22 protein-coding genes are annotated in these 24,639 nt (G+C 72.6%); 14 read left to right on the top strand and 8 right to left on the bottom strand.

All coding sequences use genetic code 11. The annotated features are described in order from the left end of the window. Positions 1-5: 5 nt before the first annotated feature. The 4 genes from QM792_RS17050 to QM792_RS17035 form a co-directional block, all read right to left on the bottom strand. Positions 6-1,253 carry a CmpA/NrtA family ABC transporter substrate-binding protein gene (locus QM792_RS17050; protein WP_415151297.1) on the bottom strand — a complete coding sequence of 416 codons (1,248 nt, stop codon included), beginning with the start codon at positions 1,251-1,253 and terminating at the stop codon, positions 6-8. 344 nt (positions 1,254-1,597) lie between these two features. Continuing rightward, positions 1,598-2,929, bottom strand: a complete 1,332-nt coding sequence (locus QM792_RS17045) for a nitrate- and nitrite sensing domain-containing protein (protein ID WP_415151296.1) — start codon at positions 2,927-2,929, stop codon at positions 1,598-1,600. A 51-nt stretch (positions 2,930-2,980) separates the two neighbouring features. Further along, positions 2,981-3,778 (bottom strand): class I SAM-dependent methyltransferase, encoded by a 798-nt coding sequence (locus QM792_RS17040; RefSeq protein WP_415151295.1) that lies wholly within the window; start codon positions 3,776-3,778, stop codon positions 2,981-2,983. Positions 3,779-3,841: 63 nt separating this feature from the next. Next, positions 3,842-5,365: a putative bifunctional diguanylate cyclase/phosphodiesterase gene (locus tag QM792_RS17035; protein ID WP_415151294.1), complete on the bottom strand. Its 1,524-nt coding sequence runs from the start codon at positions 5,363-5,365 to the stop codon at positions 3,842-3,844. A gap of 119 nt (positions 5,366-5,484) precedes the next feature. Here QM792_RS17035 and QM792_RS17030 point away from each other — a divergent pair, with 119 nt between their 5' ends. After that, positions 5,485-6,048, top strand: a complete 564-nt coding sequence (locus QM792_RS17030; protein WP_415151293.1) for a DUF2478 domain-containing protein — start codon at positions 5,485-5,487, stop codon at positions 6,046-6,048. A 20-nt stretch (positions 6,049-6,068) separates the two neighbouring features. Continuing rightward, positions 6,069-6,683: a LysE family translocator gene (locus QM792_RS17025; RefSeq protein ID WP_415151292.1), complete on the top strand. Its 615-nt coding sequence runs from the start codon at positions 6,069-6,071 to the stop codon at positions 6,681-6,683. A 6-nt stretch (positions 6,684-6,689) separates the two neighbouring features. Here QM792_RS17025 and QM792_RS17020 read toward each other — a convergent pair whose 3' ends face one another. Beyond that, the gene (locus QM792_RS17020; RefSeq protein WP_415151291.1) at positions 6,690-7,157 is read right to left on the bottom strand and encodes an Lrp/AsnC family transcriptional regulator; all 468 of its coding nucleotides are present in this window, start codon (positions 7,155-7,157) and stop codon (positions 6,690-6,692) included. Between the two features lie 120 nt (positions 7,158-7,277). Here QM792_RS17020 and mdeB point away from each other — a divergent pair, with 120 nt between their 5' ends. Further along, positions 7,278-9,965, top strand: a complete 2,688-nt coding sequence (mdeB, locus tag QM792_RS17015; RefSeq protein ID WP_415151290.1) for an alpha-ketoglutarate dehydrogenase — start codon at positions 7,278-7,280, stop codon at positions 9,963-9,965. 4 nt (positions 9,966-9,969) lie between these two features. On the opposite strand, the gene QM792_RS17010 is transcribed toward mdeB, so the two are convergent. Together QM792_RS17010 and QM792_RS17005 are read right to left on the bottom strand one after the other, a co-directional pair. Further along, a complete protein-coding gene (locus QM792_RS17010) occupies positions 9,970-10,443 on the bottom strand; it encodes a pyridoxamine 5'-phosphate oxidase family protein (RefSeq protein WP_415151289.1) in 474 nt (157 codons plus the stop codon). A gap of 9 nt (positions 10,444-10,452) precedes the next feature. Further along, positions 10,453-11,055 (bottom strand): HupE/UreJ family protein, encoded by a 603-nt coding sequence (locus QM792_RS17005; RefSeq protein ID WP_415151288.1) that lies wholly within the window; start codon positions 11,053-11,055, stop codon positions 10,453-10,455. 105 nt (positions 11,056-11,160) lie between these two features. On the opposite strand from QM792_RS17005, the gene nikR reads away from it, so the two are divergent. Continuing rightward, positions 11,161-11,616, top strand: a complete 456-nt coding sequence (gene nikR / locus QM792_RS17000; RefSeq protein ID WP_415151287.1) for a nickel-responsive transcriptional regulator NikR — start codon at positions 11,161-11,163, stop codon at positions 11,614-11,616. A 147-nt stretch (positions 11,617-11,763) separates the two neighbouring features. Continuing rightward, the gene (locus QM792_RS16995; protein WP_415151286.1) at positions 11,764-13,773 is read left to right on the top strand and encodes a TonB-dependent receptor; all 2,010 of its coding nucleotides are present in this window, start codon (positions 11,764-11,766) and stop codon (positions 13,771-13,773) included. Between the two features lie 3 nt (positions 13,774-13,776). Here QM792_RS16995 and QM792_RS16990 read toward each other — a convergent pair whose 3' ends face one another. Then, on the bottom strand, positions 13,777-14,802 hold the full coding sequence (locus QM792_RS16990; protein WP_415151285.1) for an SDH family Clp fold serine proteinase: 1,026 nt from the start codon (positions 14,800-14,802) through the stop codon (positions 13,777-13,779). Positions 14,803-14,855: 53 nt separating this feature from the next. Here QM792_RS16990 and QM792_RS16985 point away from each other — a divergent pair, with 53 nt between their 5' ends. The 9 genes from QM792_RS16985 to QM792_RS16945 all read left to right on the top strand — a co-directional run bounded on the left by QM792_RS16985 (position 14,856) and on the right by QM792_RS16945 (position 24,567). Then, entirely contained in the window at positions 14,856-15,797 is a 942-nt protein-coding gene (locus QM792_RS16985) for a ketopantoate reductase family protein (RefSeq protein WP_415151284.1), read from the top strand. An 80-nt stretch (positions 15,798-15,877) separates the two neighbouring features. Further along, positions 15,878-17,554: a hypothetical protein gene (locus QM792_RS16980; protein ID WP_415151283.1), complete on the top strand. Its 1,677-nt coding sequence runs from the start codon at positions 15,878-15,880 to the stop codon at positions 17,552-17,554. Positions 17,555-17,597: 43 nt separating this feature from the next. Further along, positions 17,598-18,713 (top strand): DUF1615 domain-containing protein, encoded by a 1,116-nt coding sequence (locus QM792_RS16975; protein WP_415151282.1) that lies wholly within the window; start codon positions 17,598-17,600, stop codon positions 18,711-18,713. Positions 18,714-18,854: 141 nt separating this feature from the next. After that, on the top strand, positions 18,855-19,184 hold the full coding sequence (locus tag QM792_RS16970) for an NIPSNAP family protein (protein ID WP_415151281.1): 330 nt from the start codon (positions 18,855-18,857) through the stop codon (positions 19,182-19,184). A 4-nt stretch (positions 19,185-19,188) separates the two neighbouring features. Further along, the gene (locus QM792_RS16965) at positions 19,189-19,884 is read left to right on the top strand and encodes an ArsR/SmtB family transcription factor (protein WP_415151280.1); all 696 of its coding nucleotides are present in this window, start codon (positions 19,189-19,191) and stop codon (positions 19,882-19,884) included. A gap of 118 nt (positions 19,885-20,002) precedes the next feature. After that, positions 20,003-20,428: a c-type cytochrome gene (locus QM792_RS16960; protein ID WP_415151279.1), complete on the top strand. Its 426-nt coding sequence runs from the start codon at positions 20,003-20,005 to the stop codon at positions 20,426-20,428. Positions 20,429-20,438: 10 nt separating this feature from the next. After that, positions 20,439-21,860, top strand: a complete 1,422-nt coding sequence (locus QM792_RS16955) for a cbb3-type cytochrome c oxidase subunit I (RefSeq protein ID WP_415151278.1) — start codon at positions 20,439-20,441, stop codon at positions 21,858-21,860. Between the two features lie 16 nt (positions 21,861-21,876). Continuing rightward, entirely contained in the window at positions 21,877-22,686 is an 810-nt protein-coding gene (locus QM792_RS16950; RefSeq protein WP_415151277.1) for a CbbQ/NirQ/NorQ/GpvN family protein, read from the top strand. A 27-nt stretch (positions 22,687-22,713) separates the two neighbouring features. Next, positions 22,714-24,567 carry a nitric oxide reductase activation protein NorD gene (locus tag QM792_RS16945; RefSeq protein ID WP_415151276.1) on the top strand — a complete coding sequence of 618 codons (1,854 nt, stop codon included), beginning with the start codon at positions 22,714-22,716 and terminating at the stop codon, positions 24,565-24,567. Positions 24,568-24,639: the final 72 nt, after the last annotated feature.

Genomic DNA, 24,639 nt, shown 5'->3' with positions numbered 1-24,639 from the left:
CCGGCTCAGGCGCGCAGCTTGAAGGCGTCGGCGTAGCGCGCCGGGTCCTTGCCGTCCCAGACCACGCCGTCGATCAGCTTGCTGCTGCGCATCGGGCTGGCGGGCACGGGCGTCTTGGTGGCGGCCGCCGCCTGCTTGTAGACGTCGATGCGGTTGATCTCGGTGGCCACCTTCAGGTAGTCGGGGTGTTCCTTCAGCAGCCCCCAGCGCTTGTGCTGGGTCAGGAACCACATGCCGTCGGACAGGTAGGGGAAGCTCACCGCGCCGTCGGCGTAGAACTTCATGTGGTTGGGGTCGTCCCAGCTCCTGCCCAGGCCGTTGGTGTAGCGGCCCAGGATGCGCTGGTTGATCGCGTCCACGCCGGTGTTGACGTAGCTCTTGTCGGCGATGGTCTCGGCCATCTTCGCCTTGTTCTGCAGGCCGGCGTCGATCCACTTGCCCGCCTCCAGGATCGCGGCGGTGACGGCGCGCGCCGTGTTGGGGTACTTCCTGACGAAGTCGGCGGTGGTGCCCAGCACCTTCTCGGGGTGGTCCTTCCAGATGTCCTGCGTGGTGACGGCGGTGATGCCGATGCCGTCCATGATGGCGCGCTGCCCCCAGGGCTCGCCGACGCAGAAGCCGTCCATGTTGCCCACGCGCATGTTGGCCACCATCTGCGGCGGCGGCACGACGATGGCCTTGGCGTCCTTCAGCGGGTGGATGCCGCTGGCCGCCAGCCAGTAGTACAGCCACATCGCATGCGTGCCGGTGGGGAAGGTCTGCGCGAAGGTGTACTCGCGCTTGTCGCTGGCCATCAGCCTGGCGAGCGAGGCGCCGTCCACCGCGCCCTTGTCGGCCAGCGTCTTCGACAGCGTGATGGCCTGGCCGTTGTTGTTCAAGGTCATCAGCACGGCCATGTCCTTCTTCGGCCCGCCCACGCCCAGGTGCACGCCGTACACCAGGCCGTAGAGCACGTGGGCGAAGTCCAGCTCGCCGTTGACCAGCTTGTCGCGCACGCCGGCCCAGCTCGCCTCCTTGCTGGGCACGATCTTCACGCCGTACTTCTTGTCGATGCCCAGCACCGAGGCCATCACCACGCTGGCGCAGTCGGTCAGGGGGATGAAGCCGATCTTCACCTCCTCCTTCTCCGGCTTGTCGGAGCCCTGCGCCCAGACGGCGGCGCGCAGCGCGGGGGTGATGCTCAAGGCTCCGGCGGCGGCGGCGCGCAGCGCCTGGCGGCGGCCGGGAACGGCGGGCGAGGGGTCTTGGGTCATGGCGGGCTCCAGGTGTGCATGAACGAATCCGCGAAAAACAAAAAAAGGCGCCCTTGCCGTGCGCCGGAGCCGCCGTGGCGGAACCGGTGCGCGCAAGGACGCCTTTGTCCTGTCGGGTGCCGGGCTCCCGCCGTTGGAAGCCGCCGACCCGAAGACCGTCTTTGGTCTGTGCCGGGTTCTACGCAACCCCCGTGCCAATGCCCGCGCCAGTGGGTTCCCGAAGCGGCTCTCGGCCCGTGTTCTCCTGGGAAATCAGGGCCAACGCGCCGTGTACGGCAGCGTGTCGGGCGGGCTGGCCGGCGCCGCGGCGGCCGCGCGGCGCCGCACGGTTTTTGTGCACCGCGTCAAATTGGAGTGCGCAGCGCAGCGTCGCCGGCCGGCAGCAGCTCGGAGCTCGCCAGCACCGACTCGGCCACCTCGACCAGCCGGCGGCTCTGGTTCATCGCGGTCTGGCGCAGCAGCTTGTGCGCCTCGGCCTCGCCGATGCGGCGGTGCGCCATCAGCAGGCCCTTGGCACGCTCGACCAGCTTGCGCTCGTTGAGCGCGGCGCGCACGGTGTCGAGTTCGGCGCTCATGGCCTGCAGGCGGTGCGACTGCTCGCGCACGATGTCCATGATCGCGCGTTCCACCTGGCGGCCATAGGGCGCGGCGGCCGGCGGCGGCTGGTCGGGCAGCGATGCGGGCAGCGCGGCGGGCGAGCGGTCGAAGAAAGCCTGGGTGTCCAGCTCGCCGGCCGCGTCCTCGCAGTCCAGGCGCTGCAGCAGCCGGTGCAGGTCGTCGAGCTCGGCCCGGGCCTGCGCGGTCTTGCGCGCGCACAGCGCGTGCAGTTCGGCCACCAGTCGTTCCTCCACCGGGCGCATCGCGTCGATCAGGCTCGAGCAGCACTCGAACCACAGCGCGCTGCGGTCGGCGCCCAGGCTCGCGCCGGGCGCCGTGGCGCAGGCCACGCGGCGCAGCTTTTCGAGTTCGGCCACGCGGTCGGCCGGGCGCCCCTGCCGCCACAGCGCGGCCAGCGGCTCGCTGCCGAATTCGGCGAACACCTGCAGGCAGCGGTCCTGCTGTTCGATCAGGTGCAGCCATTGCTGCTGCTGTTCGGCGTCGACGCAGCCGGCCGCGAACGCCGCGGCGCCCAGCGCCCGCTCCTGGCCGGTGAACTCCTTGCCCTGCATGAAGTTGAACAAGGCCACCAGCAGGCGCGAGATCTCCGGGTCCACGGCGCCGTCGGCGGCTTCGAACACCACCGCCAGCGCTCCGGCGATCAGCTTGACGAAGGCGGCCGTCGCCTCGGGCGCCGACATGCGCCGCGCGGCGATGCGCTGGCGCAGCGCGGGCAGCGCCCCGAGCCCGATCAGCACCCAGGCGATGCGGCTGAACAGCCGCGCGCTGTTGCCGAGATGCCGACCCTCGCCGCCGCCGCCGCTCTCGGTGCCGATGCGTTCGAAGCAGGCGCGCGCCTGCGCCTCGACCGCCAGGCATTCGGCCACCTGCCGCTCGCGTTCGTCGGCATAGCGCGCCTGGCCCGAACCCAGCCATAGGTTGGACAGGCCGCGCTCTTTTTGCAGCGCATGCACCAGGCGGCCGGTCACGCCCACCAGTTCGCTGGTGCGCGCGAGTTCGCCGAGCGCCTGGATTTCGTGGCGGCGGGCCGCGATCAGAAAGCGCAGGCCTGATTTCATCGGGCGGGAGGAAAGGGACACCGAGGCACGAAGCAAAACACATGCCCCGGCTCAGCCCTCCGCCACCCGCCCGCGTGCCGCCCAGGCCCGTGCCGCCAGCACGATGCTGCCGTCGCCTTGCACCGGCAGCCGCTTGCGCAGCGCCTCGCGCAGCCGCTCGCGCGCGGGTTCCGTCAGGTGCATCGCGTGGGCCGGCGGCACGCCCTGGCCGGCGAGGAAGGGGTGCCAGTAGTCGTCGAAGTCGGCGAAGCGCATTTCCATCTCGAGCGCCGTCGTCTCCACGTCGCGCAGGCCGGCCTGCACGAACGCCGCCGCCAGCGCCTCGGGCGCGCAGATCGGGTAGCGCTCGGCCTGCGCCTCGCCGGGGGCGAGCAGGCCGAGCGCGTCGGCCGCGGCCCAGTAGTGGCCGGTCAGTTCCATGCACTGCGCGTAGTCCCACACGCACACGGCGACGCGGCCGCCGGTGGCGGTGACGCGGCGCATCTCGCGCAGCGCGGCGATCGGATCGGGCACGAAGTTGAGCACCAGGCAGGCCAGCGCGGCGTCGACCTGTGCATCGGCCAGCGGCAGTTGCGTCGCCGAGCCGCGCAGCAGCCTCACGTGGGCGGGCAGCCGGCGGCGCGCGGTGGCGAGAAAACCTTCCGAGGGGTCGACGCCGGTCAGCGCGGCCGGCGCCGCTTCGGCCAGGATGGCCGCGCCGAGCGCGCCGGTGCCGCAGCCCACGTCGAGCCAGCGCCGCCCCGGCGGCACGCCGGCCCAGCGCACCAGTTGCGGCGCGAGCCGGCGGCTCCAGCGCCCCATGTAGTCCTCGTAGCCGCTGCCGCCCGTCCAGGGGTCGACCGCCGTCATCGCCCGCCTCGCTTCTCGTCGTGCCTCGGGAAGCGCACGGTAGCGCGCTTCTGGCGTCGCGGTCTAGCGCCCGAGCGAGATGCGCGTCGGCTCGAAGCCCTGCACGGTGTCGGGGCTGCTCATCGGCTGCGTGTCCTGGAAGCCCGTGCCCGGCAGCGTCTGCGCCAGCGTGCTGGGGGCGTCGGCGGCCCACAGCAGCACCGCGCGGGCGCTCATCGGCCGCGCGATCAGGTGGCCTTGCAACTGCTGGCAGCCCAGGCGCACCGCGGCGTCGCGCTGCGCCTCGGTCTCTATGCCCTCGGCCACCACGCGCAGGCCCAGTTCGCGCGCCGCCTGCACGGCGCTCTCGACCATGGTGCGCGCGTCATGGCTGCGCGCCAGCGCGGCCACGGTGGCGCGGTCGATCTGCAGCTCGCGCACCGGCTGGTGCGACAGCGCCGCCAGCCCGGCCGCGCCGGCGGCGAAGTCGTCGATCGACACCTCCACGCCGAGCGCGGCCAGCCGCGCGAAAGCCTTGCGCGTGGCCTCGGTGTTCTCCATCGCCACGGCCTGCGTCAGCTCGCACAGCAGGCCCTCGGCCGGCACGCCGTGGGCCTTCATGCCGCGCTCCAGGCGCGTCGCGAAGTCGTCCTGGCGGAACTGCACGCCCGAGACGTTCACCGCGACGCGCAGCTTCACGCCCGCCTGCCGCCACGCGGCGGACTGGCGCAGCGCGGCGTCGAGCACCCAGCCGCCGATGGTCTCGATCAGGCCGTGGCGCTCGGCCACCGGGATGAAGCGCGCCGGGCTGACCAGCCCGAGCGTCGGGTGGCGCCAGCGCAGCAGCGCCTCGACGGCGCTGACCCGCCGCGTCGTCGCGTCGATGCGCGGCTGGAAGAAGAGTTCGAGCTGGCGCTTGACCACCGCGTGCTGCAGCTCGCGCGCGATCTGCAGTTCCTCGTTGTGGTTCGCGCCGATGCGCGCGTCGAACACCGCGTGGGCGTGGCCGCCGCTGCGCCGCACCGACTGCATCGCCGCCGAGGCGCGGCCGATCAGGCGCGCGCCGGCGCCGTGCTCGGGCGCCACCGCCAGGCCCACCGACAGCGGCACGGCCAGCGCGCGGCCGTCGACGTTCAGCGGCGCCTCGAAGGCCTGCACCAGGCGCTGCGCCAGCTTCTCGCCGGCTTCGCGCGGCGCGTCCAGCCAGGCGCCGAAGGCATCGGCGCCTATGCGCGCCAGCGGTGTCGTCGCGCCGATCTCGGCGCGCAGCACGGCCGCCGCGGCGGCCAGCGCACGTTCGGCGCCGGCGGCGCCGCCGTCGTCGCGCAGCAGGCGCAGGTCGTCGATGCCGATCACCAGCAGGCAGGCGTCGCGCCCGGCCTTCTCGACGACGGCGCAGCGCTCCTGCACCAGCCGTTCGAAGCCGGCCAGCTCGGCCGGCCCGGCGGCGGCATCGGCCGCGGGGGCGGGCGTGGGCGCGGCGGGGCGCGCGGCGCCAGGCTGCGCCGAACCGCCGCGGCGGCGCCACCACACGGCGGCGCCGGCGGCGAGGGCGACGGTGCCGGCCGCCGCTGCGGCGGCCGCGCTCAGGGAAGGATCGAAATTCATGAACTACCTCGGGCGCACAAGTCTCCCGCGATCATCGGCCGCGGCGCCGCGCCGCGTAGCGCCGTTTGCGTGACGGAAGTCGGCCCGGCGCGAGGGAGCGAGGGCTATAGTGCGGCGCCATGATCGAGCCGCCGCGCGCCGCCGCCATCGTCTACGACACCAGCCAGGATGTCGACGCCTTGCTCGCCGAGGTGGTCGAGGACCAGCGCCGCCGCGGCCGCCGCGTGCGCGGCCTTCTGATGACGCGCTCGGCCCCCGGGCCCGGCTGCGCCGCCGAGATGGTGATGGTCGACATCGCCAGCGGCCAGCGCTACCTCGTCTCGCAGCCGCTCGGGCGCGACTCCGCCGCCTGCCGCGCCGACCCGCAGGGCTTCGCGCGCGCCGGCGGCGTGCTGCGCGCGGCGGCGTCCGAGGCGCCCGACCTGGTGGTGTGCAACCGCTTCGGCAAGCTCGAAGCCGAAGGCGGCGGCCTGCGCGCCGAGCTGCTCGAGATCCTGTCGCGCGACATCCCGCTGCTGACCTCCGTCTCGCGCAGCCTGGTCGACGAATGGCAGCGCTTCACCGGCGGCGCGTCGCAACTGCTCGCGCCGACGAGCGCGGCAGTGGAAGGCTGGATCGCTTCGGTGGCGCCCGGCCGTTCCGAAGCCATCGAGCGCCCCCTCGGGGGGCAGCGAACGAAGTGAGCGTGGGGGCTTCATTCCGCATGCAACTCGACACCTGGCTGATCTACCTGGCGGCGGCGATCGGGCTGTCGCTCTCGCCCGGGCCGAACGGCCTGCTGGCGCTGACGCACGGCGCGCTGCACGGGCGGCGCAAGACGCTGTGGACCATCTTCGGCGGCTCGTTCGGCTTCATCTCGGTCGTCGCGCTGTCGATGTTCGGCATCGGCGCGCTGCTGCAGGCCTCGCTGCTGTGGCTGACGGTGCTGAAGTGGGTGGGCGGCGCCTACCTCGTCTGGCTGGGCATCCAGGTGTGGCGCGCGCCGGCGGTGGGCGTCGAGCCGCCGCCGGGCGAGGGTGGCGAGCGCGGTGGCTGGTCGCTGTTCCGCCAGGGCGCGCTGTCGGCGATGACCAACCCGAAGGGCATCCTCTTCTTCGCCGCCTTCCTGCCGCAGTTCATCGACCCGGCGCGCAGCCTGTTCGCGCAGTTCGCGATCATGGCCGGCACCTTCGCGGGCATCGAGGTGGTCACCGAGTTCGTGATTGCCAGCACCGCGCACCGCATCCGCCCGTGGCTCAAGCGCAGCGGCAAGCGCTTCAACCGCGCCTGCGGCGGCATCTTCGTGGCGATCGGCGCGGCGCTGCCGCTGCGCGCCTGAGCCAGATCAGCGCCGCGCCAGCGGCAGCGCCGTCTTGTAGCGCACCTGCTTGAGCGCGAAGCTGGAGCGGATCTTCTCCACCTCCTTCATCGGCGTGAGCTGCTCGATGATGAAACGCTCCAGCGCCGCCATGTCGGGCACGGCCACGCGCATCAGGTAGTCGGCGTCGCCGGTCATCAGGTAGCACTCCATCACCTCGTCGCGCGCCGCCACCTTGGCCTCGAAGGCTTCGAGCGCGGCGCGCGTCTGCTGCTTCAGGCTGATCGAGATGAACACGTTCAGGTGCAGGCCGAGCTGCTTGGCGTCGAGCAGCGCCACCACCTGCCGGATCACGCCGGCGCGCTCGAGCGCCTTCACGCGCGCCAGGCAGGGCGACGGCGAGAGCCCGACGCGCCGCGCCAGCTCGACGTTGGCGAGGCCGGCGTCGGATTGGAGTTCGCGCAGGATGCGCAGGTCGGTGGCGTCGAGGTTCATCGTGCCGGCCAATCGTGAAGGTACGGCATTTTGTGCTGCAACTGCGTCGGTGCACGATCCATTTCGATCACCCATGCCGCCCCTTCCTGCCTACAGTGCGCGGCAGGAGACCCACCAGGCATGAGCAGCACCGACGACCACGGCGACAACGACGCCGACACCCTCGAAACCGCCGAGTGGCGCGACGCGCTCGCTTCGCTGCTGCGCGCCGCCGGAGCGCAGCGCGTGCGCGAGATCATGGACATGCTGGCCGCCGCGGCGCGCGCGCCCGAGGTCGGCTGGCAGCCGGCGCTGGGCACGCCTTACGTCAACACGATTCCGGCCTCGCGCCAGCCGGCTTTTCCGGGCGATCTCGCGATCGAGGAGCGCCTGGCCTCGCTGATGCGCTGGAACGCGCTGGCGATGGTGGTGCGCGCCAACCAGGCCTATGGCGAACTCGGCGGCCACATCGCCAGCTACGCCAGCGCGGCGGACCTGTTCGAGGTCGGCTTCAACCACTTCTTCCGCGGCGGCGCCGATGCCGGCGGCGGCGACCTCGTCTTCTACCAGCCGCACAGCGCGCCGGGCGTCTACGCGCGCGCCTTTCTCGAAGGCCGGCTGGGCGAGGACGAACTGGCCCACTACCGCCAGGAGATCGGCGCGCGGCGGCGCGGCGTGCGCGGCCTGGCGAGCTATCCGCACCCCTGGCTGATGCCGGACTTCTGGCAGTTCCCGACCGGCTCGATGGGCCTGGGCCCGATCAGCTCGATCTACCAGGCGCGCTTCATGCGCTACCTGCACCACCGCGCGCTGCTCGACACCTCGGCGCGCAAGGTGTGGGGTGTGTTCGGCGACGGCGAGATGGACGAGCCCGAGAGCATGAGCGCGCTGACGCTGGCCGCGCGCGAGAAGCTCGACAACCTGATCTGGGTGGTGAACTGCAACCTGCAGCGCCTGGACGGCCCGGTGCGCGGCAACGGCCGCATCATCGACGAGCTGGAGGCCCTCTTCGCCGGCGCCGGCTGGCGCGTGATCAAGCTGGTGTGGGGCTCCGACTGGGACGGCCTGTTCGCGCGCGACACCGAGGGCGCGCTGCCGCGCGCCTTCGCCAACACGGTGGACGGCCAGTTCCAGACCTTCGCCGCCAAGGACGGGCGCTACAACCGCGAGCACTTCTTCGGCCAGGACCCGGCGCTGGCCGCGCTGGCGCAGGGCCTGACCGACGAGCAGATCGACCGCCTCAAGCGCGGCGGCCACGACCTGGTGAAGATCCACGCCGCCTACCACGCGGCGGCCGCCACGCGCGGGCGGCCGACGGTGATCCTGGCCCAGACCAAGAAGGGCTACGGCATGGGCGAGGCCGGCCAGGGCCGCATGACCACGCACCAGCAGAAGAAGCTCGAGCGCGAAGACCTGATCGCCTTCCGCAACCGCTTCGACCTGCCGCTGAGCGACGAGCAGGCCGCCTCGCTGGCGTTCTTCAAGCCGGCCGACGACAGCCCCGAGATGCGCTACCTGCACGCGCGCCGCGCGGCGCTGGGCGGTTGCGTGCCCGTGCGGCGCGGCGAGGCGCCGCCGCTGGCCGTGCCGCCGCCGGCGCGCTACGCCGAGTTCGCGCTGAACGCCGAGGGCAAGGAGATGAGCACCACGATGGCCTTCGTGCGCATGCTCACCGCGCTGCTGAAGGACGCGCAGCTCGGCGCGCGCATCGTGCCCATCGTCGCCGACGAGGCGCGCACCTTCGGCATGGCGAACCTGTTCCGGCAGGTCGGCATCTATTCGTTCAATGGCCAGACCTACGAGCCCGAGGACATCGGCTCGCTGATGAGCTACCGCGAGGCCGAGGACGGCCAGATCCTCGAAGAAGGCATCAGCGAGGCCGGCGCGATCAGCAGTTGGACGGCCGCGGCCACCAGCTACTCGGTGCACGGCCTGGCGATGCTGCCCTTCTACATCTACTACTCGATGTTCGGCTTCCAGCGCGTCGGCGACCTGATCTGGGCGGCGGCCGACCAGCGCGCGCGCGGCTTCCTGCTCGGCGCCACGGCCGGCCGCACCACGCTGGGCGGCGAGGGCCTGCAGCACCAGGACGGCGCCAGCCTGCTGCAGGCGGCGGCGGTGCCGAACTGCCGTGCCTGGGACCCGTGCTTCGCCGGCGAGCTGGCGGTGATCCTGGACCACGGCATGCGCCAGATGGTGCAGGAGCAGCGCGACGTCTTCCACTACCTCACGCTGGGCAACGAGAGCTATGCGCAGCCTTCGCTGCCGGCAGGCGTGCACGCCGACCTGATCAAGGGGCTGTACCGCCACGCCGTGCATTCGCCCGCGCAGGCGAAGGGCCGGGTGCGGCTGCTCGGCTCGGGCGCCATCCTGCGCGAGGTGATCGCGGCGGCCGAACTGCTGGCCGGCGACTGGGGCGTCGAGGCCGAGGTGTGGAGCGCCACCAGCTTCAGCGAGCTGGCGCGCGAGGCGCGCGAGGTCGAGCGCCACAACCGCCTGCATCCCGCCGAGGCGCCGCGCACGAGCCACGTGCAGCAGTGCCTGGCGGGCGAGGCGCCGGTGGTCGCGGCGAGCGACTACGTGCGCGCCTGGCCGCAACTGATCGCCTCGTACATCGCCGCGCCCTTCACCGCGCTGGGCACCGACGGCTTCGGCCGCAGCGACACGCGCGCGGCGCTGCGGCGCTTCTTCGAGGTCGACCGGGCGCACGTGGTGCTGGCCGCGCTGACGGCGCTGCGCGCGCAGGGCCGGGTCGATGCCGGCGCCTGCGCCGAGGCGATCGCGCGCTACGGCATCGACCCCGGCGCGGCGGCGTCGTGGGACGCCTGAGGTCTCAGGAACGCAGCCAGGCCGCGAGGCGTTCGCCGACCAGCGCGTCGGCGCGGCCGAAGCCGGCCACCAGCCGCGCCGACACCGGCGTCAGCACGACGATGGCGAAGTCGGCCAGCTCGAAGGTCATCGTCGCGTCGGGGAAACGCGCCAGGTAGAGCGCCTTGGCGGCGTCGTACTCGGCGCCCTCGCGCGGCAGCGTCCGCGCATCGGCCTGCAAGGCCACGCGCGGCAGCGCCTGCGGCATCACGTCGGGCGTGGCCTCGGCCATCACCATCAGGCTGACGCGCGGGTGCTCGCGCATGTCGCGCGTGTGCGTGGCCAGGGCGCTGACGTGGATCAGCGGCGCGTGGTCGTCGGCGCGCAGCACGAAGGGCACCATCGACAGCGCCGGCTCGCCGCGGTGCAGCGTGGCCAGCGCGGCCACCGGGCGCGCGTCGAGCAGGCGGCGCAGCCGCAGCGCGTCTTGCGCGTCCACGCCCGCCGTTCAGCCGGCGGCGCGCGCCAGCGCCATCACGCCCAGCAGCGCGATGCCCGCGCCCATGCCGCGCACCGCGATGCGCCCGGCCGGCCGGCGCGCCAGCAGCCCCAGCGCGATGCCGGCCAGGTGCAGCAGCGCGGTGGCGAGCAGGAAACCCAGGCCGTAGGCGAGCGGGTTGGCCGCGAGCGGCAGTTCGCTGCCATGCGCATGGCCGTGGAACACCGCGAACACCGCCACCAGCACCGCGGCCAGCGCGAGCGGCGCGCGCCGCCCGCTGGCGACCATCGCGCCCAGCGCCACCGCCGAGGCGGCGATGCCGATCTCCACCGCCGGCAGCGGCACGCCCAGCATGCCGAGCGCGGCGCCGGCGGCCATCACCAGCGGGAAGGCCAGCGGCAGCAGCCACAGCGCCGGCGCGCCGAGCAGCACGCTCCACAGGCCGACGGCGAGCATCGCGATGGCGTGGTCCCAGCCGAGCAGCGGGTGGGCGAAGCCGCTGGCGAAGCCGCCGGCCAGGCTGGGCGCGTCGTGCGCCTGGGCGAGCGGCGCGGCGAGCGCGAGGGTGAGCAGCAAGGCGGCGGCGCGCAGCGGGTGGAGGTGGCGGTTCATGGTGTTCGTTCCTCGTCGGATCGGTTGGGGCGCAGTGTAGGCCTAGGCATGCAAGCCGCATGCCCTGTCACACTTGCGCCGTCCCGACTGCCTTCGCAATCCGCCATGAAGCGCCTCACGATGTCCCTCGACGACGATCTGGCCGATGCCTTCGAGGCGCTGGTGCAGGAGCGCGGCTACCAGAACCGCTCCGAGGCCTTCCGCGACCTGCTGCGCCACGACCTCGGCAGCGCGCGGCTGCGCGAGCGCCCCGAGGCGCCCTGCGTGGCGACGCTGAGCTACGTCTACAACCACCACCAGCGCCAGTTGGCGGCGCGGCTGACCGATCTGCAGCACGAGCACCACGACCTGACCGTCTCGACCATGCACGCGCACCTCGACCACGATCACTGCATCGAGACCGTGATCCTGCGCGGCAGGACAGCGTCGGTGCGGGCCTTCGCGCAGACGGTGATCACGCAGCCCGGCGTGAGCCACGGCAACCTGCACCTCGTGCCGATGGCGGTGCACCGTGCCCACGGTCACGAGCACCTGGTGCCGGCGGCGACTCGGCGGCGCTAACGGATCTGCCGCTTCGCAGCGCCGGCCGGCAGCGCGGCGATCACGGATAAACCCTGGGCCCGCCTGCGCGCGGCCGTGCCGGCGGCGCGCGGCACGCTTCTTGTATGACGAAGTTAAAAATCGTCATACGAGGCAGGAGCAACGGGCATGAAGAGATCGGCAGCGTGGACCTTGATGCTGGCCGCCACGGCCGCGCAGGCGCAGACCCAGGCGCCCGAACTGGAGCGCGTCGAGATCACCGCGCGCCACTACGACAACGCCGTCGGCACGTCCGACGCCGCCTCGCAGGGCGCGGTGCGCGCCGAGCTGCTGAAGAGCCGGCCGGCGCTGCGCCCCGGCGAGGTGCTGGAGTTCGTGCCGGGCGTGATCGTCACGCAGCACTCCGGCGACGGCAAGGCCAACCAGTACTTCCTGCGCGGCTTCAACCTCGACCACGGCACCGACTTCGCCACCACGGTCAACGGCCTGCCGGTCAACATGCCGACGCATGGCCACGGCCAGGGCTACTCCGATCTCAACTTCCTGATGCCCGAACTGGTGGATCGCATCGAGTACCGCAAGGGGCCGTACTTCGCGCGCAATGGCGACTTCGCCGCGGCGGGCTCGGCGGACATCGAATACCGCCGCACGCTGGACGCGCCCTTCGCCGCGCTGACGCTGGGCGAGCGCCAGTACCGGCGCCTGGTCGGCGGCGGCTCGGCCGGGGTGGGCGAAGGGCTGCAACTGCTGGGCGCGGTGGAACTGATGCGCAACGACGGGCCCTGGGTGGTGCCCGAGCGCCTGCGCAAGGCCAATGCGCTGCTGACGCTGAGCGGCGGCACGCGCGCCGAAGGCTGGAGCGGCAGCCTGATGGCCTACGACGCGAAGTGGGACTCCACCGACCAGATTCCGCAGCGCGCGATGGACGCCGGGCTGGACCGCTTCGGCTCGCTGGACCCCAGCGACGGCGGCAACAGCCGGCGCGCCAGCCTGTCGGGCGAATGGCATCGCGATACGGGCTCGGGCGCGAGCAGGTTCGCCGCCTACGCCATCGACTACCGGCTGAAGCTGTTCTCCAACTTCACCTACGCGCTCGAACGGCCAGCCACCGGCGACCAGTTCTCGCAGCAGGACCGGCGCACGATCTACGGTTTCAGCGCCAGCCACGCGGTCGACCACATGCTGGGCCGCTTCGCGGCGCGCAGCGAGGTCGGCGTGCAGTTGCGCCACGACCGCATCCGCGTCGGCCTGTTCGACACCGCGGCGCGCGAGATCGTCGCGACCACGCGCGACGACGAGGTGCGCCAGACGCAGCTCGGCGTCTACGGCCAGACCACGGTGGCGCTGACGCCGTGGCTGCGCGGCATCGCCGGCCTGCGCGCCGACGGCGCGCGCTTCGAGGTCGACGGCCTGTCCGACGCCGCCAACTCGGGCAGGGCTTCCGACCACCTGCTCTCGTCCAAGCTCTCGCTGGTGCTCGGGCCGTGGCGCAGGACGGAGTTCTTCCTCAACGCCGGGCGCGGCTTCCACAGCAACGACGCGCGCGGCGTGGTCGTCGATGCGCCCGGCCTGGTGGCCGCGCGCGGCCTCGAGGTCGGCGCGCGCAGCGAGTGGCTGCCGGGGCTGCAAAGCTCGCTGGCGCTGTGGAAGCTGGATGTCGATTCGGAGCTGGTCTACGTCGGCGACGCCGGCGCCACCGAGCCGAACCGCCCCAGCACGCGCCGCGGCATCGAGTGGAACAACCGCTACCTGCCGCTGCCCTGGCTGCTGCTCGACGCCGACCTGGCCTGGACGCATGCGCGCTTCGCCGATGCCGACCCGGCGGGCCGGCGCATCCCGAACGCCGTCGACAAGGTGGCCTCGCTGGCGGTGTCGGTGCGCGAGCTGGGCCCCTGGTCGGCCAGCCTGCAATGGCGCTACCTCGGCTCGGGCGCGCTGGTCGAGGACAACAGCGTGCGCTCGAAGTCGTCGCTCACCACGAACCTGCGCATCGCGCGCAGGCTGGGCGCGAAGGCCGAGCTGACGCTGGACGTGTTCAACCTGTTCGACCGCAAGGTCGACGACATCCAGTACTTCTACGAATCGCAACTGCCCGACGAGGCCGCGCCGGTGGCCGACCGGCACATCCACCCCGCCGAGCCGCGCACGCTGCGGCTGACGCTGCGCGCCGACTTCTGACGCTCAGGCCACGTGCAGCAGCGTGCGGCGGATCTTGCCGCCCACGCGCTCGATGCGCCGCCAGCCGCTGTCGTCGTTCATCGTGATCCAGCGGCGCTCCTCGGCGCGGTAGAACCAGTCCTTGTCCTGCTGGTAGAACACCTGCACGCCGGCGGCCTCCCAGATGTTGACGATCTCGTTGCCGTGCGCGCGCATCTCGTCGAAGTCGGTGGTCGCCTTCTGGCCCATCTCGCTGTAGTGCGCGTTCAGCTCGAGCAGCAGCGTGTTCACGTCGGCCGGCATGCGCTCGGCCTTCAGGCCGATCTTCACCGCCTCGTCGAGCAGGATCGGGTAGCTGTGCGAGGGGTACTTGGAGTTCAGCGTCGTCGCGATGCGCTCGGCCGCCGCCTCGTCGGCGATGTGGTTCGCCAGCAACTCGCGGCACAGCATGATCGACAGCGACTCGGCCCGGTCCACCGCGCCGATCACCAGCGGGTGCACGTACTCGAACAGCGAGCGGTAGGGGTTCTCGGCGGTGTCGCCCTGCTGCTCGCGCCACAGGCGGATCACGCGCGTCAGCTCGTCGAGGCTGACGCTGACGCGCTCGTTGTCGCGGTCCACCGGCGACAGCGCGTGGTTCAGCGAGGTGTCCACCGCGGTGAGGTAGGCGGTCGGCCCCATCAGGATGCGGTCGGCGCCCAGCGCGATCATCGTCGCGGCCGAGGCGCATTCGAGCGGCACCAGCGCGACGAGCTGGCGGCAATGCTGGCGCAGCAGGTTCACCAGGCGCAGCGACACCTGGCCGCTGCCGCCGTCGGACTTGATGAACAGGTGGATGGTGTCGTGCTGCCCGAGCCGGCCCAGCACGTCGTACAGCGCCAGCACGTCGGAGTGGCACACCGAGCCGCGCGGGTTGTTCCAGTAGCTCACGATCGGCCCGCCGAGGCGTCCGGCGAGCTTGGCGATCACGGCCTGCGTCTTGGCGAACAGCACCGGCGGCTGCTTGATGCGGGGCTTTTTCGTGTCCAGGGTCGGGTCGATGTCGTTCATGTGCCGAGCCTAACCGAGCGGCGCGGCGGCGCCGCCGGCATACTGCGCCGGCCATGAACGATCCCACGAGTTTTCACCACATTGCCGTGGTCGGCGCCGGCGCGGTCGGCAGTTGGTTCGGCGCGATGCTGGCGCGCGCCGGGCATCCGGTGGTGCTGATCGGCCGCGCGGCGCATGTCGAGGCGATCCGGCGCGGCGGGCTGCGGCTGGAGTCCGGCGCCGGCAGCGAGATCGTCGCGATCGGCGCCGACACCGACATCGCCGCGGTGCGCGGCGCCGAGCTCGTGCTCGTGTGCGTCAAGTCGCCCGACACCGAGGCGGCGGCGCGTGCGATGGCGCCGCACCTGAAGCCCGGCGCGCTGGTGCTGAGCCTGCAGAACGGCGTGGACAACGCGGCCACCATCGCGCGCCACGTCGCCGCCGATGTCGCGGTGGTGCCCGCGGTGGTCTACGTCGCCACCGCGCTGCCGGCGCCCGGCACGGTGGCGCACCACGGCCGCGGCGACCTGGTGATCGGCTCGCCCGACGCGGCCCTGCAACCGCGCCTGCGCGCCGTGGCCGAGCTGTTCATCGCCGCGCAGGTGCCGGTGGCGGTGCGCGCCGACGTGATGGCCGAGCTGTGGCGCAAGCTGATGCTCAACTGCGCCTACAACGCGATCTCGGCGATCGCGCAGCAGCCCTATGGCCGCATGGCCGCGCGCGCCGAGATCCGCGCGCTGATGCGCGCGGCGGTGGAAGAGGTGGTGGCGGTGGCGCGCGCCGACGGCCAGCCGCTCGTGCTCGACGAGTGTGTGCAGGCGATGGAACGGCTCGGCGATGCGATGCCGGCGCAGATGTCGTCGACCGCGCAGGACCTGGCGCGCGGCAAGCCCAGCGAGATCGACCACCTCAACGGCTTCGTCGCGCGGCGCGGCGAGGCGCTGGGCGTGGCCACGCCGGTGAACCGCGCGCTGCACGCGCTGGTGAAGCTGATCGAGTCGGCGCGCACTCCCTAGGCTGTCGGGGCCCGCTAGGGGTGGGCGCGCCGCGCGCCGCCGCCTAGGGTGCAGGCACACCTCTTCCACAGGAGCTTGCCATGCCCAAAGCAGCCAAGAAGGCCGATGCGGCCGCCCTTCCGGTCGCGCGCGACCTCACGCTCATCGACATCCGCCGCCCGCCGTGGCTGGACCAGATCCTGCTGCCGTGGCGCCAGTGCGCGCAGCGCATCCTCGTCGTCGCCGACGGGCTGGACTTCAACGAGAGCAACGGCTTCGGCCTGACGCGCTTCCTGCTCGCGCTGGAGACCGCCTCGCCGCACGGCCTGGCGCCCGTGATCCACATCGCGCACCGCGCCGACAGCGACGACGTGGCCAGCGCCGCGATGAAGGCGAAGTTCACGTTCCACAAGAACTTCCGCTTCGTCGACTCGGGCGCCGCGCACGCGCTGATGAACGGCGCCGCGCGCCGCTTCGACCAGCTCTGGATCTTCGGCATCGGCTCGGCGCCGATTCCCGACGCCGAGGTGCGCGTGATCGCCGCCTTCATGGCCGCGCAAGGCGGCGTGTTCGCCACCGGCGACCACGAGAACCTGGGCCAGGGCATGAGCGGGCGGCTGCCGCGCATCCGCAAGATGCGCGAGTGGTCGGGCGTGCCGATCGGCGGGCCGAACCGCATCGACACGGTGAACCAGCCATCGCCCGACGGCGAGTGGAACTTCAACAGCCAGTCCGACACGCTGCCGCAGCGCATCTTCCCGCACTTCGACAGCGCCACCGGCAGCCCGCTCGCGCACCCGCTGCTGCGCCTGCCCGGCAGCACCGACCCGCGCTTCGGCGTGATCGACGTGCTGCCCGACCATCCGCACGAGAGCGAGTGCTACGCCGGCAGCGCGCTGCACCAGCCCTACGACCTGGTCAGCGGCATCGACGGCAACGAGTTCCCCGCGCTGCCGGGCAGCAGCACGCGGCTCGCGCCGCAGATCGTGGCCACCTCGGTGTCGGGCGGGCGCATCGCCGAGAAGGGGCCGGTGGCGCCGCGCTGCTTCGGCGCGATCTCGGCCTACGACGGCCACCGCGTCTCGCTCGGGCGCATCGTCTGCGACGCCACCTGGCACCACTTCGTCAACATCAACCTCGACGGCACCGGCGCGGCCGGGCGCAGCGGGCTGGGGGCTTTCGTGCCGCCGGGCTCGAACAACTTCGTGCCCAACGCCGCGTTCGGCAAGATCGCGCAGTACTACCGCAACATCGCGCAGTGGATCGCGCCGGTGCGCTGGTGCCGCTGGTACCTCGACCTGGTGGCGATCCGCTACACCTTCCCGCTGTACGAGGAAGTGCGCGAGCTGCCGCCGCGCCCGCCCTGGCCCGAGCTGGTGGCGCTGGGCGCGCGCGTCGAAGCGGCGCTCGACCTGCGCGACGGGCGCGGCAGCGCCGCCGGCCTGGTCGGCGAGCTGCTCGCGGCGCAGCCGGCCTTCGAGGCGCTGGCCGGCGTCAACGGCGCGGCCAGCCCGGCGCCGCTGCTGCCCACGGCGGAGTTCCGCCTCGGCGTGCTCGGCACGCTGGCGCACACGGTGTTCGCCGGCCTGCCGGCCGAGCCCTGGGCGCTGCGCGCGCAGTTCGAGAAGTCGCGCGATCCGCACGCCGAGGTCGACAAGCTGTTCGCCCGCGCCGTGGCGCAGGCGCTGCGCGACGGCCCGGCGCACTACGCGCAGGCGGCGCGCGGCACGCTGGCCGTGCTGGAGAAGCTCGCCAGGCCGGAGAAGGCGGCGCGTTGAAGGCGCGCCGGGCGAGGGCGGCGCGAGGGCAGAATGCGGCGCCATGCCGCACCGCCTTCGCCTCGCCTGGGCCGCGATCGTTCCGCTCGCGCTGTTCGCCGCCGGCTGCGCCACGCCGCCGGCCGCGCCGCAGGGCATGGGCCCCAGCGAGGCGCGCGAGGCCGTGCTGCGCGTGCTGCCGGCCAATCTTTCCGACCGCGCCGGCTGGGCCGCCGACATCCATGCCGCGCTGGCCGCGCAGGAGCTGCCCTCGACCGCCGGCAACCTGTGCGCGGTGATGGCCGTCACCGAGCAGGAGTCGGGCTTTCGCGCCGACCCGGCGGTGCCGGGGCTCGGCGGCATGGCATGGAAGGAGATCGAGCGCCGCGCCGGCGCGGCCGGCGTGCCGATGTTCGCGGTGCGCGGCGCGCTGGCGCTGTCCTCGCCGGACGGGCGCAGCTACGCCGAGCGCATAGCCGCGGTGAAGACCGAGCGCCAGCTCAGCGAGGTGTTCGAGGACTTCATCGGCATGGTGCCTCTGGGCCGGAGCCTGCTCGCCGACCGCAACCCGGTGCGCACCGGCGGGCCCATGCAGGTGAGCATCGCCTTCGCCGAGGCGCACGCGAAGCAGCGGCCCTATCCGTATGAACTGCGCGAGTCGGTGCGGCGCGAGGTGTTCACGCGCCGCGGCGGGCTGTACTTCGGCGCGGCGCACCTGCTCGGCTACGAGGCGCCCTACGAGCAGGCCCTCTACCGCTTCGCCGACTTCAACGCCGGGCGCTGGGCGAGCCGCAACGCGGCGTTCCAGAACGCGCTGGCCGTGGCCTCGGGCCTGCCGGTCACGCCCGACGGCGACCTCGTCGCGCCCGGCGCGCAGCGCGGCGAAACCGAACGCGCCGCGCAGTCGCTGGCCGCGCGGCTGGGCCTGAGCGAAGCGGCGGTCCGGCGCGATCTCGAAAGAGGCGAGGACGCCGGCTTCGAGAAGACCGCGCTGGCCGAGCGCGTGTTCGCCTACGCCGAACAGCTCGACCGCCGCGCGCTGCCGCGCGCCGCGCTGCCGAAGATCGAGCTGCACAGCCCGAAGATCACGCGCAAGCTGACCACCGAGTGGTTCGCCCGGCGCGTCGACGAGCGCTATCGGCGCTGCCTGGAGCGCATCGGCGCGCCGCGCGACGATTGAGGCCGCGGATTCCCCGTTCGCCCTGAGGCCTCCGTTCGCCCTGAGCTTGTCGAAGGGCTCAGCCCGAACGGGACATGCCCAAAGCCGACGCTTCGGTGCGCGCCGAAGCATCGCCGGAGCGCGGCGCGGCACAGTGCGGCCATGAACATCACCTGCTTCATCCGCTACCGCATCGACCCGTTCCAGCGCGATGCCTTCAAGGCTTATGCCGAGGCCTGGGGCCGCATCATCCCGCGCTGCGGCGGGCGGCTGATCGGCTACTTCCTGCCGCACGAAGGCAGCAACGACATCGCCTGGGGGCTGATCGGTTTCGACAGCCTGGCCGCCTACGAGCGCTACCGCGCGGTGCTCAAGGCCGACCCCGAAGGGCACGGGAATTTCGCTTTCGCGCAGCGCGAGCGCTTCATCCTGAGCGAAGAGCGTAGCTGGCTGGAAGACGTGCCCGGCACGCGCGAGCCGGTGATAGCCTGAACCCATGCCGCGCGAACACGAACCCCGCCTCGCCCGCAGCGCCGCGATGGTGGCCGACGCGGCGCGCTCGCGCATGCTGAGCCGGCTGCTCTCCGGCGAGGCGGCCACCGCCGGCGAGCTGGCCGCCGCCGCCTCGGTGACGCCGGCCACCGCCAGCGGCCACCTCGCGCAACTGCTCGACGCCGGCTTCGTGATCTGCGAGCCGCGCGGCCGGCACCGCTACTACCGGCTCGCCAGCCCGACGGTGGCGCATGCGCTCGAAGCGCTGGCGCTGGTGGCCGAGGCGGGCGAGCGCGACGCCGCCTGGCAGCGCCCCGAGCGCGCCCGGCTGCGCGAGGCGCGCTGCTGCTACGGGCACCTCGCGGGCCGGCTCGGCGTGCGCCTGTTCGACGCGCTGCGCGAGCGCGGCGGCCTGCTCGTCGCGGCCGAGGGCTTTGCGCTCAGCGACGCCGGGCGCGCCTGGCTGGGCAGCGGCCTCGGCTTCGCGCCCGCCGCGCCGAACGGCCGGCGCCGCTATGCCTACGCCTGCATGGACTGGTCGCAGCGGCGCGACCACCTGGCCGGCCAGCTCGCCGACGAACTGCTGGCGCATTGCCTGGCGCGCGGCTGGCTGACGCGCGGCGAGGGCCGCGCGCTGGCGCTGACGCCGCGCGGCCACGCCGAGCTGCTGCCCGCCCTGGGCCCGACCGCGCCGACTTGATCCAGCGCAAGCGCAGCGCCGCGCCCCCCCGAGGGCGGCGCGTTCTTCTTATTCCGGTTCAAGGAAATTCCCGAGCGCATCCGTAGGCTATGCACACCCACAACCTGCGGAGATTTTCATGGCCCAAGGCTTCACCAGCCAGGCGGCGCGCAACGTCTTCTACGGCGGCACGGTGTTCTTCGTGCTGCTGTTCGCCGCGCTGATCCTGCACACCGAGAGCCGCATCCCCGAACGCTCGAAGTCCGGCGAGATCACGCCGGCGGTGGTGCGCGGCAAGCACCTATGGGAGACGCGCAACTGCATCGGCTGCCACACGCTGCTCGGCGAGGGCGCGTACTTCGCGCCGGAACTGGGCAACGTCTACCAGCGCCGCGGCCCCGAGTTCATCAAGGCCTGGATGAAGAGCCAGCCCACCGGCGCGCCGGGGCGCCGCCAGATGCCCAACTTCAATTTCACCGATGCGCAGCTCGACGACATGGTCGAGTTCCTGAAGTGGACCAACGGCGTGGACACCGAGAAGTGGCCGCCGAACATCGAGGGTTGAGGAGAACGACATGAAAGCGATGACGCTCAAATACCAGTCGCAGTCGGTCTCCCGGCTGTACTTCACCGCGGCGATCGGCCTGTTCGTCGGGCAGATCGTGTTCGGCCTCACGCTGGGCCTGCAGTACGTGATCGGCGACCTGGCCTTCCCGGCCATCCCGTTCAACATCGCCCGCATGGTCCACACCAACCTGCTGATCGTGTGGCTGCTGTTCGGCTTCATGGGCTCGGCCTACTACCTGATCCCCGAGGAGGCCGAGACCGAGCTGCACAGCCCCTTCCTCGCCAAGCTGCTGTTCTGGGTGTTCCTGGTCGCCGGCGCGGCCACCATCCTCGGCTACCTGCTGGTGCCCTACGCCACGCTGGCCGAGTGGACCGGCAACGAACTGCTGCAGACCATGGGGCGCGAGTTCCTCGAGCAGCCGCTGCCCACCAAGGTCGGCATCGTGATCGTGGCGCTGGGCTTCCTCTACAACATCAGCATGACGGTGCTGAAGGGCCGCAAGACCGCGATCTCGCTGGTGCTGCTGATGGGCCTGTGGGGCCTGGCGCTGATGTTCCTGTTCGCCTTCGTCAACCCGAGCAACCTGGTGCGCGACAAGATGTACTGGTGGTTCGTCGTGCACCTGTGGGTGGAAGGCACCTGGGAGCTGATCCTCGGCGCGCTGCTGGCCTTCGTGCTGGTCAAGACCACCGGCGTCGACCGCGAGGTGATCGACAAGTGGCTGTACCTGATCATCACGATGGCGTTGGTCACCGGCATCCTCGGCACCGGCCACCACTTCTACTTCATCGGCCTGCCGGGCTACTGGGGCTGGGTGGGCAGCGTGTTCAGCGCGCTCGAGCCGATCCCGTTCTTCATGATGACGCTGTTCGCCTTCAACATGGTGCAGCGCCGCAAGCGCGAACACCCGAACCAGGCCGCCGTGCTGTGGGCGGTGGGCACCGCGGTGATGGGCTTCCTCGGCGCCGGCCTGTGGGGCTTCATCCACACGCTCAGCCCGGTGAACTACTACACGCACGGCTCGCAGATCACCGCGGCGCACGGCCACCTGGCGTTCTACGGCGCCTACGTGCTGGTGGTGATCGCGATGATCAGCTACGCGATGCCCATCCTGCGCGGCCGCGAAGCCAACCCGAAGCGCGCCCAGGCGGTGGAGATGTGGAGCTTCTGGATCATGACCATCGGCATGGCGGTGATGGTGCTGGCGCTCACCGGCGCGGGCGTGCTGCAGGTCTGGCTGCAACGCATCCCGACCGAGAACGCGATGTCGTTCATGGCGACGCAGGACCAGTTGACCTTCTTCTACTGGGTGCGCGTGGCCGGCGGCGTGATGTTCCTCATCGGGCTGCTGACCTACCTGGCGAGCTTCTTCATCGGTCCCGCGGCCGACGAGAGCGCGCAGCCCGACGCCCGCCTGGCGGCGGCCTGAGCGGCGAGGTGGTGCGATGGAAATGGCCAGTGCCAGGCGCATCGCGGCGGTGCCGTACTACGCCGCGCAGGGCGACGAGTGCGCCCTGTTCGAGCGCGCCCACGGAGCGCGGCTGCCGCTGCTGATCAAGGGGCCGACGGGCTGCGGCAAGACGCGCTTCGTCGAGCACATGGCGGCGCGCCTCGGCCGCCCGCTGGTCACGGTGAGCTGCCACGACGACCTGAGCGCGGCCGACCTGGTCGGCCGCCACCTGATCGCCGGCGGCGACACCGTCTGGTGCGACGGCCCGCTGACGCGCGCGGTGCGCGAAGGCGCGATTTGCTACCTCGACGAAGTGGTCGAGGCGCGCAAGGACACCACCGTCGTGCTGCACCCGCTGGCCGACGACCGCCGCGTGCTGCCGATCGAGCGCACCGGCGAGCTGATCCCGGCCGCGCCGGGCTTCATGCTGGTGATCTCCTACAACCCCGGCTACCAGAACCTGCTCAAGGGCCTGAAGCCGAGCACGCGCCAGCGCTTCGTCGCGCTGACGCTGGGCTACCCCGAGCCGGCGGTGGAGCGCGCCATCGTCGAGGCCGAGGGCGGCTGCGGCGCGCCCGCCGCGGCGAGCCTGGTGGCGCTGGCGCAGGCGCTGCGCCGCCTGACCGATCACGACCTGGAGGAGACCGCCAGCACCCGCCTGCTGGTGATGGCGGCGCGGCTGGCGGCCGGCGGCATGCCGCTGCGCGCCGCCTGCCACGCGGCCATCGTGGACGCGCTGACCGACGACGCCGACACCGCGCGCGCACTCGCCGAGGTGGTGGCCGCCGTGATCGGCGACGAATGAACCGGCGGCCGGTTCGGAGCCACTGACGTGGAAGAGTGGGTCGGCGAACGTTGGCACCGCTGGATCACCCGCGCGGCCGACCGCAGCTTCGCGGCGCAGGCCGTCACGCTCGACGAGGTGAAAGCCGCCGCGGCGATGCTGTTCCACGCGGCCGGCGGGGGCCACGGCGTGCGCGTGGTGCCGGCCGGCGAAGCGCGCGCCGGCGGGCCGCGCGGCTGGCTGCAGAAGATCGCCGGCAGCGGCCAGCGCGCCGCCACCGCCCGGCTCGACGCCGACACGCTGGCGCTGCCGCCGCGCATCGCGGTGTTCGACGACCGGGCGCTGAACCGCGAGCTCTACCTGTGGCTGGCCGCGCTCGCCGCCGCGCACGACGACGACCGCGGCGGCGCCGGCTGGATCGCCGCCAACCGTGCCGCCACCGCCACCGTGCTGCAGCGCTGCCCCGGCCTGCGCGCGCGCTGGCGGCGCCTGCGCGATGCGCAGCTCGCGCAGCGGCCCGCGCTCGCGCGGCTGCGCGGCGCGGCCTTGCAGGCCGAGCTGGCCGTGCAGGCGGCGCTGCGCGACGAAACGATCGAAATGACCGAGGCGCCCGCCATCGCCGCGCACGAGGTCGCGCCGGTGTGGGTCTGGCTCGAAGCGCTGCCCGCGTCGCAGCGCGAGGCCGGCGATGCCGACGACGACGAGGCGCGCGAAGGCGGCAGCCCGGCCGCGCCGCGCAGCGACACGCGCCGCCGCACGCGCCGCCTCGACAAGCCGAAGGACAAGCGCGCGCCGCTGCTGCTGCCGTCCAAGACCGAGCAGTTGATGACCTGGGCCGAGCACGTGCCGGTGGACCGCGCCACCGACGACGAGGACGACGGCAACGCGCTGCGCGCGGCCGACGACATGGACCAGCTCGCCATCACGCGCGACGGCAAGGCCGGCGCCGCGCGCGTCAAGTTCGACCTCGACCTGCCCAGCGCCAGCGTCGACGACGTCGCGCTCGACGCCGGGCACACGCTGCCCGAGTGGGACTGGAAGCGTCAGGCGCTGCGAGCCGACCACTGCCGCGTCGTCACGCTGATGGCGCAGCCCGGCGCGCCCTTCGCGCCCGGCCCCGCGCTGCGCCGCACCGCGCGCCAGGTGCGGCGCCGCTTCGAGGTGCTGCGCGCCGCGCCGCGCTGGCAGCGCCGCTGCGCCGACGGCGAGATGATCGACCTCGACGCCTGGGTGCGCCATGCCGGCGACGCCGTCGACGAACGCGCCGACGCCGCCGCGCCGCGCGAGCCGCTGGTGTTCGCGCGCCGCACGCGCGGCGAGCGCAGCTTCGCGACGCTGCTGCTGGCCGACCTGTCGCTGTCGACCGACGCGCACGTCGACAACGATGCGCGCGTGATCGACGTGATCCGCGACGCGCTGTACGTCTTCGGCGAGGCGCTCGAAGGCACCGGCGACGCCTTCGAGATGCTCGGCTTCAGCTCGGTGCGGCGCCAGCACGTGCGCATGCAGCACCTCAAGGGCTTCGACGAGGGCTGGAGCCGCGCGGCGCAGGCGCGCGTCGGCGCCATCAAGCCGGGCTACTACACGCGCATGGGCGCGGCGCTGCGCCATGCGACGAAGCGCCTCGCGCTGCGCCCCGAGCGCCAGCGCCTGCTGCTGATCCTCACCGACGGCAAGCCCAACGACCTCGACGTCTACGAAGGCCGCTGGGGCCTGGAAGACACCCGCCACGCGGTGCACGAGGCGCGCGAGGCCGGGCTGCTGCCGTTCTGCCTGTCCATCGACGAGGAGGCGCACGAGTACCTGCCGCACCTGTTCGGCCGCGGCGGCTGGGCGCAGGTGCGCCGCCCGGCCGAGCTGCCGGCCCGGCTGGCCTCGGTGTACGCCCGGCTGACACGCTGAGCGCCGCGGCGATTGATGCCCGTCAAGCCCCCGCCCGGTGAGGGCGGGGACACTCGCGCGGCCAAGCCCAGC

Source organism: Piscinibacter sp., assembly GCF_047600445.1.
GTDB lineage: Bacteria > Pseudomonadota > Gammaproteobacteria > Burkholderiales > Burkholderiaceae_C > Piscinibacter.
The sequence above is the reverse complement of the archived record's forward strand: the minus strand, read 5'-3'. Positions and strand labels throughout refer to the sequence as shown.